This is a genomic window from Streptomyces sp. NPDC059917 (assembly GCF_042730635.1).
In the GTDB taxonomy this organism is placed as follows: Bacteria; Actinomycetota; Actinomycetes; order Streptomycetales; family Streptomycetaceae; genus Streptomyces.
On sequence record NZ_JBHWLC010000002.1, the window covers coordinates 75345 to 88598 of the forward strand.

General features: G+C 72.8%; 14 protein-coding genes. 3 read left to right on the plus strand and 11 right to left on the minus strand.

All coding sequences use genetic code 11. From position 1 onward, the window contains the following. Positions 1-29: 29 nt before the first annotated feature. From ACFWAR_RS01555 to ACFWAR_RS01575, 5 genes are all read right to left on the minus strand, one after another. The gene (locus ACFWAR_RS01555) at positions 30-344 is read right to left on the minus strand and encodes a 4a-hydroxytetrahydrobiopterin dehydratase (protein WP_385772243.1); all 315 of its coding nucleotides are present in this window, start codon (positions 342-344) and stop codon (positions 30-32) included. 1 nt (position 345) lies between these two features. Next, the gene (locus tag ACFWAR_RS01560; RefSeq protein ID WP_385772244.1) at positions 346-825 is read right to left on the minus strand and encodes a hypothetical protein; all 480 of its coding nucleotides are present in this window, start codon (positions 823-825) and stop codon (positions 346-348) included. Between the two features lie 72 nt (positions 826-897). Next, positions 898-1122, minus strand: a complete 225-nt coding sequence (locus ACFWAR_RS01565; RefSeq protein WP_385772245.1) for a hypothetical protein — start codon at positions 1120-1122, stop codon at positions 898-900. 4 nt (positions 1123-1126) lie between these two features. Next, positions 1127-1450, minus strand: coding sequence for a hypothetical protein (locus ACFWAR_RS01570; protein WP_385772246.1), 324 nt, complete (start codon positions 1448-1450; stop codon positions 1127-1129). Between the two features lie 35 nt (positions 1451-1485). Next, the gene (locus ACFWAR_RS01575; protein WP_385772247.1) at positions 1486-1944 is read right to left on the minus strand and encodes a flavodoxin family protein; all 459 of its coding nucleotides are present in this window, start codon (positions 1942-1944) and stop codon (positions 1486-1488) included. Between the two features lie 134 nt (positions 1945-2078). Between ACFWAR_RS01575 and ACFWAR_RS01580 the strand changes: the two genes are divergently transcribed. Next, positions 2079-3311, plus strand: coding sequence for a hypothetical protein (locus ACFWAR_RS01580; RefSeq protein ID WP_385772248.1), 1233 nt, complete (start codon positions 2079-2081; stop codon positions 3309-3311). A gap of 23 nt (positions 3312-3334) precedes the next feature. Here the strand turns inward: ACFWAR_RS01580 and ACFWAR_RS01585 are convergent, their stop codons facing one another. Then, positions 3335-5167 carry an AMP-dependent synthetase/ligase gene (locus tag ACFWAR_RS01585; RefSeq protein ID WP_385772249.1) on the minus strand — a complete coding sequence of 611 codons (1833 nt, stop codon included), beginning with the start codon at positions 5165-5167 and terminating at the stop codon, positions 3335-3337. 111 nt (positions 5168-5278) lie between these two features. Here ACFWAR_RS01585 and ACFWAR_RS01590 point away from each other — a divergent pair, with 111 nt between their 5' ends. Both ACFWAR_RS01590 and ACFWAR_RS01595 read left to right on the plus strand, forming a co-directional pair. Continuing rightward, positions 5279-6010 (plus strand): MerR family transcriptional regulator, encoded by a 732-nt coding sequence (locus ACFWAR_RS01590; protein ID WP_385772250.1) that lies wholly within the window; start codon positions 5279-5281, stop codon positions 6008-6010. A 60-nt stretch (positions 6011-6070) separates the two neighbouring features. Continuing rightward, entirely contained in the window at positions 6071-6712 is a 642-nt protein-coding gene (locus ACFWAR_RS01595; RefSeq protein WP_385772251.1) for a 1,4-alpha-glucan branching protein, read from the plus strand. Between the two features lie 136 nt (positions 6713-6848). Here ACFWAR_RS01595 and ACFWAR_RS01600 read toward each other — a convergent pair whose 3' ends face one another. The 5 genes from ACFWAR_RS01600 to ACFWAR_RS01620 all read right to left on the minus strand — a co-directional run bounded on the left by ACFWAR_RS01600 (position 6849) and on the right by ACFWAR_RS01620 (position 13224). Next, positions 6849-9020: a 3-hydroxyacyl-CoA dehydrogenase NAD-binding domain-containing protein gene (locus tag ACFWAR_RS01600; RefSeq protein WP_385772252.1), complete on the minus strand. Its 2172-nt coding sequence runs from the start codon at positions 9018-9020 to the stop codon at positions 6849-6851. Positions 9021-9070: 50 nt separating this feature from the next. Further along, positions 9071-10285 carry an acetyl-CoA C-acetyltransferase gene (locus ACFWAR_RS01605; RefSeq protein WP_385772253.1) on the minus strand — a complete coding sequence of 405 codons (1215 nt, stop codon included), beginning with the start codon at positions 10283-10285 and terminating at the stop codon, positions 9071-9073. A gap of 111 nt (positions 10286-10396) precedes the next feature. Continuing rightward, positions 10397-11539 (minus strand): acyl-CoA dehydrogenase family protein, encoded by a 1143-nt coding sequence (locus ACFWAR_RS01610; protein ID WP_385772254.1) that lies wholly within the window; start codon positions 11537-11539, stop codon positions 10397-10399. A 6-nt stretch (positions 11540-11545) separates the two neighbouring features. Next, complete coding sequence (locus ACFWAR_RS01615; protein ID WP_385772255.1) at positions 11546-12673, minus strand: CaiB/BaiF CoA transferase family protein; 1128 nt, start codon at positions 12671-12673, stop codon at positions 11546-11548. A 140-nt stretch (positions 12674-12813) separates the two neighbouring features. Next, on the minus strand, positions 12814-13224 hold the full coding sequence (locus ACFWAR_RS01620; RefSeq protein WP_385772256.1) for an MmcQ/YjbR family DNA-binding protein: 411 nt from the start codon (positions 13222-13224) through the stop codon (positions 12814-12816). Positions 13225-13254 lie beyond the last annotated feature (30 nt).

Sequence of the window (13254 nt, forward strand, 5' to 3'; positions counted from 1 at the left end):
GGGAGGAGGCGCTCCCGCCCGTCCGGTGATCAGTCGAGCGGGAGCGCCTGGTGCGCGGCCACGATGGCGTCGATGCGGTGCGCGAGGTCGAAGTCGGCGACCGTCAGCCGGTGTCCGGCGTCGTGCGTCGTGATCGACGCCCTCAGGTGGTCGATGCGGAGGTCGAGATCGGCGTGGTGCTGGATCCGCCGGGACCGGTCGGCGATGGTGACGATCGCGGCCACTGCCGCGTGGTAGCGGATCCCGTACGTCCGGGTGATCTCGTCGCCCTTGCGTTCCCATCCCGGTAGCCCGGCCAGGTGCTCGGCGATCGCCTCGTCGGACAGCGGCGTCGGTGCGCCCATGTCAGCTCCCCTCGGTCACGGACACCAGGATCTCGGCGAGGTCCCGGCCCACCGGGGCATCCTGCCACGGCCGCATGGCCCGTTCCAGGGTTGCCAACTCCCGCCGCATGCGGGCCGACCCGGTCTCCGCCGCGATCTCGGCGGCCGCCCGGGCGATCTCAACGGCCTGTTCCGGCTCCCGGGCCCCGGCAGCGGCAGTGGCGTGCCGGGCGAGGTACACGCCGCGGTCCCGGCGGGCGGTAGCAGGCACCGCGTCAAGAACCTGCGACCACAAGGATTCGGCTTCCCGTCCAAGCCCGAGGCGGCCGTAGCAGGTGGCCCGCTGCACCTCCAGGTAGCCGGGCGTCCTCTTGCACGCGTTGCCCCATGGCAGGTCGTCGTCGACGCGGGAGATGAGCCCGCCCGCGGTGTCGATGAGCCGATCGACGGCGGTCCGGTCCCCAGTGAGACTGGCGCCGTGGGCCTGCTGTTGCATGGCCATGACCTTGACCTTCGGGAAGATCCGGTCGTCGTCGAGCGCGGCGTAGGCGGCCCCGACAATCGGACACGTCGATCACCCCCTGCTGCGCCAGCGCGTCCGCGACCCCCAGAGCGGCCGCGAGGGTGAATTGATGGCCGTCGTCGAGTAGTTCGTCGGTGCGGTCGCCGGTGAGCCGACGCGCACCCGGACCGCGTACGTGCGCGGGGCCGACAGGCTGGAGTTCACCGCGCCGCCGGGCACCTTGGAGCGGGCGTGAGCGGGGCCGCGGTAGGCCAGGTCTGCGCCCGCTGCGGTCACCTGATCAGAGCTCCGCCGCGGCGTCGACCACGTGCTCGCCCACGCCGAGGCGCGGCCCGAGGGCGCGGTCGCCGAGCGCTGGGCGGCGTACCTGCTCGACGAGGGCGGCCTGACCGCGCACGGGGTGCTCTGCTTCCACTTCCAGGCCGAGGGCCGCCGCACTCCCGAGGCCGAGGCGGGGCTCGCAGCGTGGAACCGCGCGCGCGGCCTCACCCCCGTGGACCCCTGGGCGAAGGCCGTCGCCGTCGCCCGGGCGCTGCGCCTCCTGTTGGACGAGGAGGACGCGCACCAGGAGCGCCGCCGTGCCCGCCATCACCCCGAAGCCCAAGGGGGCTGTGCACCGGCCGCCCGCCCGCCGGTCGTTCAGTCCCGCAGTCGCTCCGCGAACGTGTGGGCGGCGGAGAGGTCCGTGGGGTTCGGGCGGGTCTTGTGGAGGCCGCCGACCAGGGCGAAGGGGGCCCAGGTGTCGAACGCCCGGCACGAGAAGGTGTCCTGCACCGTGAAGCCCCTGGCTTCGAGGAGCCGGGACACGGGGCGGGTGAAGGGGGCCCACGGGGCCTCGGGGAGCCCGCTGGTGGCGAAGACGAACGCGCGCCCCCGCCTCCCGCCGGTGGGAAGGGCCCCGACCAGGTCGGTCAGGCTGCGGTGGAGCCGGCCGTAGAAGACGCCGGAGCCGAATCCCACGAGGTCGGCGCCCGCCAGCTCCGCCGGGTCGGCCTGCTCGGGCGCCACGACCTTCGCGTCCAGGGCGCCGGCCATGCTCCGCGCGATCCGCCGGGTGTTGCCGTGCGACACGGAGGCGCACACGATGATGGTCTTCATCCTCACGTTCCCTTCTCCCGCTCTCTTTCGCTTCCTTCGCTTCTCATGGACAAGACAGCGCAGCCCCCTCGGATCTGACACCGCCCGGCATGACGGCGCTCACATAGCGGGCGAGGAGTGAGTACGGTCTGGTCATGCAGAACTTGGGGCTGGAGCAGCGGGGGCACGTCCTCCTCATAGCGGGAGGTCCGGCGGTGCACCGCCGGACCGTGCAGGTGGCGCCGAGCGCCAATCTGGCCGCGCTCGGAGTGGTGCCGGCCTCGGCGCTGCTGAACAGCGGGCTGTCCTGTGACACGACCTACCTCGACGGGGCCCGGGATCCGAACCTGGTCCTGACCCGGCTGCGCACGGCCGCGGCCACCCGGGGCCCGCTGCTGGTCTACCTGTCGGGGCGGTTGACGGTCGACCGCCGCAGCCGCCGGCTGCACCTGGCCCTGGCCACCACGACGGCCGGATCCGTGCGCTACACCGCGCTCCCCTGGGAATGGCTGGGCGCGGAACTGCGGCACAGACCCGCCGGGTCGACGACGCTGCTGCTCGATCTGGTCGCGGACAAGACGGCCTGGCCGCTGCTCCAGGAGTACGGGAGCCTGCCCGTCACCCCGTCGGCCGAGGTGTACGGGGTGGTGTCCCCGCCCGGCTTCGCCGGCAGCGGCAACACCGTGAGCAGTTACACCCGTTGCTGGATCGACCAGCTCGCCAGCAGCCCGGGGCGCCCGGCCAACCTGCAGTTGCACGCGCTCGCCCTGGGCGCCGCGGCGCTGGCGCCGGGCACGGTGGTCCTGCCGACCGCGCGCGAACTCGCCGCCCCGGCCGCCGCCGCGGACCCGCTCGCGGCCGCCGCCCCTGCCGCCCCCGCCGCCCAGGCCCCGCCGCACGACCCGGCGTACGACCGGGCTCCGGGCCCCGAGGACGTCGAGGACGACGCCGAGCCGGGGCACGATCCGCGGCCGCACATCCACGCGCTGGCGACCGCCGGCCGGCACACCGAGGCCGCCGCCCTCGCCCTGGCGTGGGAGGAGTACGTCGTCCGGCGGACGGGACACGGCTCGCCCGAGGCCACCCGTTGGCTGGAGATCCGCGCCGACCTGGCCAGGATGGCGGGGACCTTCGGGACCGCGACGCGGCTGTGGACCAGCGCAGGGCAGATCCGGCTGGCCCGCCAGTCCCCCGACGCGCCGGAGGTACACGCGGCGGCGGCGGGCGCCCTGTACTGCTGGACGCAGCTGCGGGACCAGGAGACGGCCCTGGACACCGCCCCGGAACTGATCAGGTTCCTGCGCGCGCTGCGGTCCTTCGACTCCCGGCACATCGAAATGGCCCAGCAGCGGCTGGAGTACCTGCACCGCACCCCGAGCCGCAGCTGAACCCTTCGACGACGCCGTTCGGACTACGGGGCCCCGTGCGGCTCCGCGTAGAGACCGTCGATCAGCGCCCCGTACTTCTCCCGCACGACGCGGCGGCGGAGTTTCAGCGACGGGGTCAACTCGCCGGACTCCGGGCCCCATTCCTCGGTGAGCAGCCGGTAGCGCTTGATCTGCTCGGTGCGGTTGAGCCGCGCGTTGGCGGCTTCGACGGCGCGCGCGACCTCCTGCGCGACCTCCGGATGCGCGGCCAGCTCGGCGGGGGTGGTGGCCGCGATCCCGCGGGCGGCGGCCCAGGCGGGGGCCAGCTCCGCGTCGAGCACGAGCAGGGCGACCAGGTAGGAGCGGCCGTCGCCGTGCACCAGGGCCTGGCCGATCAGCGGGTGCTCCTTGACGGTGTTCTCCACCAGGGCGGGCGAGACGTTCTTGCCGTTCGAGGTGATGATCAGTTCCTTCTTGCGGTCGGTCAGCCAGAGGAACCCGTCCTCGTCGATCCGGCCGATGTCCCCGGTCGGGAACCACCCCTCGGCGTCGCTCGCACGCTCCACCGTCCCGTCCGCCCGCAGGTAGCCGCCGAAGACGGTGGCGCCGCGGGTGAGGATCTCCCCGTCCTCGGCGAGCTTCAGCTCCAGCCCCTCGATGGGGCGGCCGACCGAGCCGAGCCGGAAGCCGTCGGCGCTGTTGACGGTGCACACGCCGGAGGTCTCGGTGAGCCCCCAGGCGTCCATGATGGTGATGCCCCAGCCCGCCCAGAAGCGGACCACGTCCAGCGGCATCGGCGCGGTGGCGCTGGCCGTCCAGACCAGCCGGTCGAGCCCGGCCATGACCAGCAGCGGATCCAGTACCCGCTCCTTGGCCAGGGCGTAGGCCTCCTCGACCTCGGGCGGGACCGCCTCGCCGCGCTCGCGGTGGCCCGCGCGGGCCCGGGCGGTGTCGTTGGCCGCCCCGATGGCCGCCTGCTGCTCCCGCGGCAGCCCGGCGAGCACCGCCCGTACGGACGCGGCGAGCTTCTCCCAGACCCGGGGCACGCCGAAGAACTGCACCGGGTGCAGTTCGCGCACGGCCCCCGCGACGGCGGTGGGATCGGCGCACAGCCGTACGTGGGCGGCGCGCAGCAGCGGCAGGTAGATGCCCAGGACCCGCTCGGCGATGTGCGCGAAGGGCAGGTAGCAGATGTGCTCGGCGTGCTCGGGCAGCTCGACGTGGCGGTCGAGGCGGACCGTCTGGAGCATCAGGTTGCGGTGGCTGAGCCGGACCCCCTTGGGGTCGCCGGTGGTGCCCGAGGTGTAGACGACGGTGAGCGGGTCCTCGGGGCGGGTCTCGCGCCAGCCCTTCTCGAAGGCGTCGGAGCGGAAGGTCCGGGCGCCGCTCGCGAACAGCGAGCCGTACGTCCGGTGCGCGCCCGCGTCGGCGGCCTCGGCCACCACGAGCCGTTCCAGGGGCACCTGCGGGTCCGCGAGCAGCGGCTCCCAGCGGGCCAGTTCCCGGGCCCCTTCGACGACGGCCAGGCGGGCCCGGCTGTGCCGGGCGATGTGCGCGATCTGTTCGGGTGCGGAGGTCCCGTAGACGGTGACGGGGACCGCGCCGAGGTGGACGAGGGCGAGGTCGCTGAGCCAGTGCTCGGGGCGGTTGCCCATCATCATCAGGACGTGGTCGCCGCGCTCGACGCCCAGGGCCGCGTAGCCGGCGGCGAGGACGCCCACCTTGCGGCGCGCCTCGGACCAGCTGAGGGTGGTCCAGCCGGGGCCCTCGCGCCAGGAGAGGGCGGGGAGGTCGCCGTGGTCGGTGGCGTTGCGGGCGAGCAGCGCGGGCAGGGTGATCCCGTCGGGACTTCCGGGCAGTCGCAGGTTCGTCGTCATGGGCAGCTCCTGGCCGTTTCACATCGTTGGTGCGACAGCAATACTGTTGAACACGAACGGGCCGAACGTAAGCCGAATGCAACGTGCTGATCAGAGAGCGAGGCGCAGACCATGACCACCCAGGCGCCCGAGCCCACGCTCACCGTCGACGAGCTGGCGTCCCGGGCGGGCGTGACCGTCCGCACCGTACGTTTCTACAGCACGCGCGGGCTTTTGCCCCCTCCCGCGATCGGACCGCGGCGGGTCGGCCACTACGGGCCGGAACACCTCTACCGGCTGGCCCTGATCGAGGAGTTGCAGCACCAGGGCATGACCCTGTCGGCGATCGAGCGCTACCTCGACGCCCTCCCGGACGACCTGAGCGCGCACGATCTGGCGATCCACCGCGCGCTGGTGGCGACGTGGGCTCCGGACGCGGCGCTGGAGTCCTCGCGCGAGGAGCTGGAGAAGCGGGTGGGGCGGCCGCTGTCGGACTCCGACGTCCAGCGGCTGACCGCCATGAACGTGCTGGCGCCGACGGCGGACGGGGACGGCTTCCGGGTGGATCCCGGGCTGTTGCGGCTCGGGATCGCGCTGCTCGACGTGCCGATCGCGCACGAGACGATCATGACGGCGCGCACCGTGCTGCTGGAGCACGCGCGGACGGCCGCGCACGAACTGACGGCGCTGTTCCGGGACGAGGTGTGGGGGCCGTTCACGGAGGGCGAGAGCGATCCCGAGCGGGTGGAGGCGATGAAGTCGCTGTCTGCGCACATGCAACCGATGGTGGTCCAGGCCTTGGTGACGGCGTTCCAGCGCTCGCTCAAGGAGGAGTTGCGGGCGGCGTTCACCGCGCCCGAGTGACCGGCGGGACGGGGTGGGCCGGGTGCGGGGGCGCCGCCGCGGCGGGGTAGCTTTCCTGCCATGGCGATCATCCACAGGACCACGATGGACCCCGGCAAGCTGGAGCTCCTCGCCGCATGGCTGCCGGAGCGACCCTGGTACACCGCGACCGGGCGGCCCCCGGAGCTGCTCCGGTCGGGCGGCTTCCGGCTCGACGATCCGCAGGGCGAGGTGGGCATCGAGTTCATGGTGGTCACCGAGGCCTCGGGCGGGCGCCCGGTCTCCTACCACGTGCCGGTCACCTACCGCGGGGCGCCGCTCGAAGGGGCCGGGGCGGGCCTGATCGGCACCTCCGAGCACGGGGTGCTCGGGCGGCGCTGGGTGTACGACGGCGCGCACGACCCGGTGTGCGTGGCCCGGCTGCTGGCCCTGTTCCAGGGCCGCGCGCAGGCGCAGCACCAGAGCCTGAGCGATGTCCCCGAGCCGGCCGTGAGCACGCGCTACGACGGCCCGGAGATCGCGGACTTCCCGCTCTCGCAGGCCCCGGAGGTCGCCGAGGACGCCGAGGGCACGCGGGTCCTGCTGCCCGGCGGCGCGCGGCTCGGGCTGACGCGCGTGCTGCGCGAGAACGCCGACCCGGCCGGGGTGGTGGCCGAGTGGACCGCCCCGGACGGCGTCGCCCACCGCGGCACCTTCGCCTCGCTGGACCTCACCGGGGCCTGAGCGGCGGGGACCCGGGGCCGCGGGGAGGACTGCCGGTGGGAGCGCCAGGGCCGCGCCGCATCCGTATGTTTCGCGCGGTACCGGGCGCCCCGGCGGTCGTCGTGGACCGTCGGGGCGCCCGGCGCGGTGGGTGCGGTCAGTCGGTGAAGGTCTCCCCGCGCCCGGCCTTCTCGACGAGGAGGGCGGGCGGGGCGAACCGCTCGCCGTAGGCCGCGGCCAGCTCGCGCGCGCGGGCCACGAAGCCGGGCAGGCCGCCCTCGTAGCCGTTGATGTACTGGATCACGCCACCGGTCCAGGCCGGGAAGCCGATGCCCATGATCGAGCCGATGTTGGCGTCGGCGACCGAGGTCAGCACGCCCTCCTCGAAGAGCCGGACGGTGTCGAGGGCCTCGGAGAAGAGCATCCGCTCCTGCATGTCGACGAAGGGGATCTCCGTTCCCGGCTTCGTGAAGTGCTCGCGCAGGCCCGGCCAGATCCCCGCCCGCTTGCCCGCCTCGTCGTAGTCGTAGAAGCCCGCGCCACCGCTGCGGCCGGGGCGGCCGAACTCGTCCACCATCCGGTCGATGACGGTGTCCGCGGGGTGCGCCGCCCAGCTGCGCCCGGCATCCTCGAAGGCCTTGCGGGTCTCGTTGCGGATCTTCCGGGGCAGGGTCAGGGTCAGCTCGTCCATCAGGGAGAGCACCTTCGCGGGGTAGCCGGCCTGGGCGGCCGCCTGCTCCACGGAGGCGGGCTCGATGCCCTCGCCGACCATCGCGACGCCCTCGTTGATGAACTGGCCGATCACCCGCGAGGTGAAGAATCCGCGCGAGTCGTTGACCACGATCGGGGTCTTGTTGATCTGGCGGACCAGGTCGAAGGCGCGGGCCAGGGCCTCGTCCCCGGTGCGCTCGCCCTTGATGATCTCGACCAGCGGCATCTTGTCGACGGGCGAGAAGAAGTGCAGGCCGATGAAGTCGACGGGGCGCGAAACCCCTTCGGCCAGACCCGTGATGGGCAGGGTGGAGGTGTTGGAGCAGAGCAGCGCGTCCGGCTCGATGACGTCCTGGATCTCCTGGAACACCTTGTGCTTGAGGGAGGTGTCCTCGAAGACGGCCTCGATGACCGCGTCGCAGCCCGCGAGGTCGGCGGGGTCGGCCGTGGGGGTGATCCGGGCGAGCAGTTCGGCGCGCTTGGCCTCGGTGGTGCGGCCCCGGGAGAGCGCCTTGTCGAGGAGCTTCTCGGAGTAGGCCTTGCCCTTGGCGGCGGCCTCGGCGGTGACGTCCTTGAGGACGACCTCGATGCCCGCGCGGGCGCAGGAGTACGCGATGCCCGCGCCCATCATGCCCGCGCCGAGGACGGCGACCTTGCGGACCTTGCGCGGGGCGACGCCCTGGGGGCGGCTGGCACCGGAGTTGACGGCCTGGAGGTCGAAGAAGAACGCCTGGATCATGTTCTTGGCGGTCTGCCCGGTGACCAACTCGGTGAAGTAGCGGGCCTCGATGGTCAGCGCGGTCTCGAAGTCGACCTGGGAGCCCTCGACGGCGCAGGCCAGGATGTTGCGCGGGGCCGGGTACGGGGCGCCGCTCAGCTGCTTCTTCAGGTTGGCCGGGAAGGCCGGGAGGTTCGCGGCGAACTTCGGGTGGGACGGCGTACCGCCCGGGATCCGGTAGCCGGGGACGTCCCAGGGCTGCTGCGAGGTCGGGTGGGCGTCGATGAAGGCGCGGGCCTTGTCGAGCATCTCCTCGCGGGTGGCGGCCAGTTCGTGGACCAGGCCGTTGTCCAGGGCGCGCTGCGGGGGGTACTGGGTGCCCTGGAGCAGCACCTTGAGGAGCGCGTCGGTGATGCCCATGAGGCGCACGGTGCGGGTGACGCCACCGCCCGCGGGGAGCAGGCCCAGGGTGACCTCGGGCAGGCCGATCTTGGAGCCGGGGGCGTCGAGGGCGATGCGGTGGTGGCAGGCGAGCGCGATCTCGTAACCGCCGCCGAGCGCCGCGCCGTTGATGGCGGCGACCACGGGCTTGCCGAGCGTCTCGATCCGGCGCAGGGAGCTCTTGATCGCGGTGCCGGTGTCGAAGGCGAGCTGGGCGTCCTCGGGGCGGAGCCGGATCATCTCCTTGAGGTCGCCGCCCGCGAAGAAGGTCTTCTTGGCGGAGGTGAAGACGATGCCCCGGATGGAGTCCTTCTCGGCCTCGGCGCGGTCGGCGATCGCCGCGATGGAGTCCTTGAAGGCCTGGTTCATCGTGTTGGCGGACTGGTTGGGGTCGTCGAGGGTCAGGGTGACGACGCCGCTCTCGTCCTGTTCCCAGCGGATCGTGGTGGACTCGCTCATTTTCGCTACTTCCGTGTGAGAAGGGGTGGGTTGCCGGGGACGGGGACGGTTCAGAGGCGCTCGACGACGGTGGCGACGCCCATGCCGCCGCCGACGCAGAGGGTGACGAGCCCGTAGCGCTTGTCCTGGCGCTCCAGCTCGTCGATGACGGTGCCGAGGATCATCGCTCCGGTGGCGCCGAGGGGGTGGCCGAGCGCGATGGCGCCGCCGTTGACGTTGACCTTGTCGAGGGAGACGCCCATGTCCGCGACGAAGCGCAGCACGACACCGGCGAAGGCCTCGTTGATCTCGATGAGGTCGATGTCGTCGATGGTCAGTCCGGCCTTGGCGAGGGCCTTGCGGGTGGCCGGGGCGGGGCCGGTGAGCATGATGGTCGGCTCGGAGCCGGAGACGGCCGCCGAGACGATCCGGGCGCGCGGCGCGAGACCGTTGCGCTCGCCCGCCTCGCGGGAGCCGATCGCGACGAGGGAGGCGCCGTCGACGATGCCGGAGGAGTTGCCCGCGTGGTGGACGTGGTCGATCTTCTCGACCCAGTGGTACTTCTGCAGGGCGACGGCGTCGAAGCCGCCGAGCTCGCCGATGTCCGCGAAGGACGGCTTGAGCCGCGCGAGACTGTCGGCGGTGGTGCCGGGGCGGACGAACTCGTCGTGGTCCAGGACGACCAGGCCGTTGCGGTCGGTGACCGGGACCACGGACTTGGCGAAGCGGCCGTCCTTGATGGCCGCGGCGGCGCGCTCCTGGGAGAGCGCGGCGTACTCGTCGACGTCGCGCCGGGAGAAGCCGCCGAGGGTGGCGATCAGGTCGGCGCCGATGCCCTGCGGAACGAAGTTGACGTCCCAGTTGGTCATCGGGTCGTTGAACCAGGCACCGCCGTCGGACGCCATCGGGACGCGGGACATGGACTCGACGCCACCGGCGAGGACCAGGTCCTCCCAACCCGAACGGACCTTGGCGGCGGCCAGGTTGACGGCTTCCAGCCCGGAGGCACAGAAGCGGTTCTCCTGTACGCCGGCCACCGTGTCCGGCAGCCCCGCGGCGATCGCCGCGATCCGCGCGATGTCCGAGCCCTGGTCGCCGACGGGGCCCACGACCCCGAGCACGATGTCGTCGATGGTCGCCGGGTCCAGGCCGGGGTTGCGCTCGCGCAGCGCGTGGATGAGGCCGACGACGAGGTCGATCGGCTTGGTGCCGTGCAGGGCCCCGTTGGCCTTGCCGCGGCCGCGCGGGGTGCGGATCGCGTCGTACACGTACGCTTCGGTGCTCACTGGTCAAGCCTTTCGAGGAAGGTGGGCCGGGAGGGGAGGGACGGTCCCGAAGGGGAGGGCCCGGAGGAGGGGCCCGGTGAAGGGGCCGGGCGGAGGAGCCGGGGTGGTGCGTCAGCCGAGCAGGGAACGGCCGATGATCTCCTTCATGATCTCGGTCGTGCCGCCGTAGATGGTCTGGATGCGGCCGTCCACGAACGCCCGAGCGACCCGGTACTCACTCATGTAGCCGTATCCGCCGTGCAGTTGCAGGCACCGGTCGGCGACCCGCTTCTGGAGTTCGGTCGCCCACCACTTGGCCATCGAGGCGTGGACGGCGTCCAGCTCCCCGTTCGCGTGGTCGACGATGCACCGGTCGAGGAAGGTGCGGGTGACGGCGCACTCGGTCGCCATCTCCGCGATCTCGAAGCGGATGTGCTGGAGCTTGGCGAGCGGCCGCCCGAAGGCCTCGCGCTCCTTGACGTAGGCGGTGGTGATCTCCAGCAGGTGTTCGGCGGCGGCGATGCCGGCCATCGCGATGCCCATCCGCTCCTGGGCGAGGTTGGTCATCAGGTGGACGAAAGCGCCGTTCAGCTCGCCGAGCAGGTTCTCCTTGGGGACGCGCACGTCGTGGAAGAAGAGCTCCGCGGTGTCCTGCGCCTTCTGGCCGATCTTGTCGAGGTTGCGCCCGCGCTCGAAGCCCTCGGCGCCGCGCTCCACCACCAGCAGGGACAGGCCGTGCGCCCCGCCCTCGGGCGTGGTCTTCGCGACGACGATCACGAGGTCGGCCAGGATCCCGTTGGAGATGAAGGTCTTGGAGCCGTTCAGCACCCAGTGGTCGCCGTGGTCCTCGGCGTGGGTGCGGATGCCCTGGAGGTCCGAGCCCGCGCCCGGTTCGGTCATCGCGATGGCCGTGATGGTCTCGCCCGAGCAGAAGCCCGGCAGCCAGCGGCGCTTCTGGTCGTCGGTGGCCAGCGAGGTCAGGTACGGCCCGATGATGTCGTTGTGCAGGCCGATGGCGAGCCCGGCGGCGCCCGCCCGGGTGAACTCCTCGGCGATGACCGCCGCGTAGCGGAAGTCGGCGTTGCCGCCGCCGCCGAACTCCTCGGGCACCGCGAGGCCCAGCAGCCCCTGGCGTCCCGCGGCCCGCCAGGCCTCGCGGCTGACGATGCCCTCCTTCTCCCACTGCTCGTAGTGCGGCAGCACCTCCTTGGCGAGGAAGGTGCGCACGCTCTCGCGGAACGTCTCGTGCTCGGGCTCGAAGATCCGGCGCTTCACGGGTTCTCAGTCCTCCAGCGGGTACAGGGCCGGGACGTCCCAGTCGCGGGCCACGGATGCGGTGTGCGCGCCCGGCAGGGCGGGGCCGCCGCGCACGGCGGCGGGGGTGGCGGAGAAGCGGGGTGCGGGGGCCGGTTGGACGATCCCGCCGAAGTCGGTGAAGGTGCCGCGGGCGGCGAGGTGCGGGTGGGCCGGGGCCTCGCGCAGCGAGAGCACGGGGGCCACGCAGGCGTCCGTCCCCTCGAACACCTCGGTCCACTCCTGCCGGGTACGGGTCCTGAACCGGGCGGCGACGGCCTCCCGCAGCTCGCCCCAGCGGGCCAGGTCCTTGCGGGCGGGGGCCTGGTCCTTGATGCCGAGCAGCTCCGTGAAGGTGTCGTAGAACTGCTGCTCCAGCGCCCCGACCGCCATGTGGCCGCCGTCGGAGGTCTCGTACGTCCCGTAGAAGGGGCAGCCGCCGTCGAGCAGGTTGGCCCCGCGCCGGTCCTGCCAGCCGCCGGCCGCCATCATCCCGTGGATCATCGAGGTGAGGTGCGCGGTGCCGTCGACGATGGCCGCGTCGACGACCTGGCCGGTGCCGGTGGTGCGCGCGTGCTGGAGGGCGGCGAGGACGCCGATGACCAGGTAGAGCGAGCCGCCCGCGTAGTCGCCGACCAGGTTGGCCGGGATCGCGGGCGGCCCGTCCGGGTCGCCGATCATGCCGAGGGCGCCGGTGACCGCGATGTAGGCGATGTCGTGGCCGGCGCTGTGGGCGAGGGGGCCCTCCTGGCCCCAGCCGGTCATCCGGCCGTAGACCAGCCGGGGGTTGCGGGCGTGGCACTCGGCCGGGCCGACGCCGAGCCGCTCCGCGACCCCGGGGCGGAACCCCTCGATGAGCACGTCGGCCCGCTGGACCAGGTCCAGGACGCGGGCGGGGCCGTCGGCGGACTTGAGGTCCAGCAGGACCGAGCGCTTGTTGCGGTTGGTGATGTCGTAGGCGGGATCGACGGCCAGGCCGCCCCCGCCGGGCCGGTCCACGCGGACGACGTCCGCTCCGAGATCGGCGAGGAGCATGGCGGCGAACGGTCCCGGGCCGATGCCCGCCAGCTCGACGACGCGCACTCCGGCCAGCGGGCCGTTCCCTGTCACTGCCATCGAGCCCCCAGCATCCGTGGTACCCCTGTGTGACACAACTGATGTAACACCAGTGATGCTAGGAACGGGCACGGCTCAGCACAACCCCTTGGAGCGGTCGACCGAGCAAGCGCTTAGCCGCTCGCGCTCCCCCGTCCCCCCTACCCGGCGCCGCCCGCCCCGTCAGCGGCCCCCGAGCGTTCGTCGAGCGCCTTCACGTGCCGCTTGAGGGCCACGGTCCGGTAGCTCTCCTCCACCCACTCGCAGACCACCTCGGCGCTCGGCGACCCCTTGAGCCCCAGCGGTACGGTGACCCAGCCCGAACGGCCCAGCCCGTAGCCGGTGGGCGCGGCGCCCGGCGCGGTCATCGCGTGGGCGTGCAGCGCCTCGTCCTTCAACTTGACCGAGAGGGCGGGCGGCTCGGGGCCGTCGGCGTTGCCCAGGAAGACGAACACCTTGTCGTTGACCTTCGCCACGGCGCGCTCCGGATCCCAGGGATGGTCCTCCCGCACCTCCGGCAGCCCGAGGGCGAACTCCCGCACCGCTTCCCACGTGCGTACCGCAGCCTTCATCGACGCCTCCCCTTCACCGCAGGTCCCACC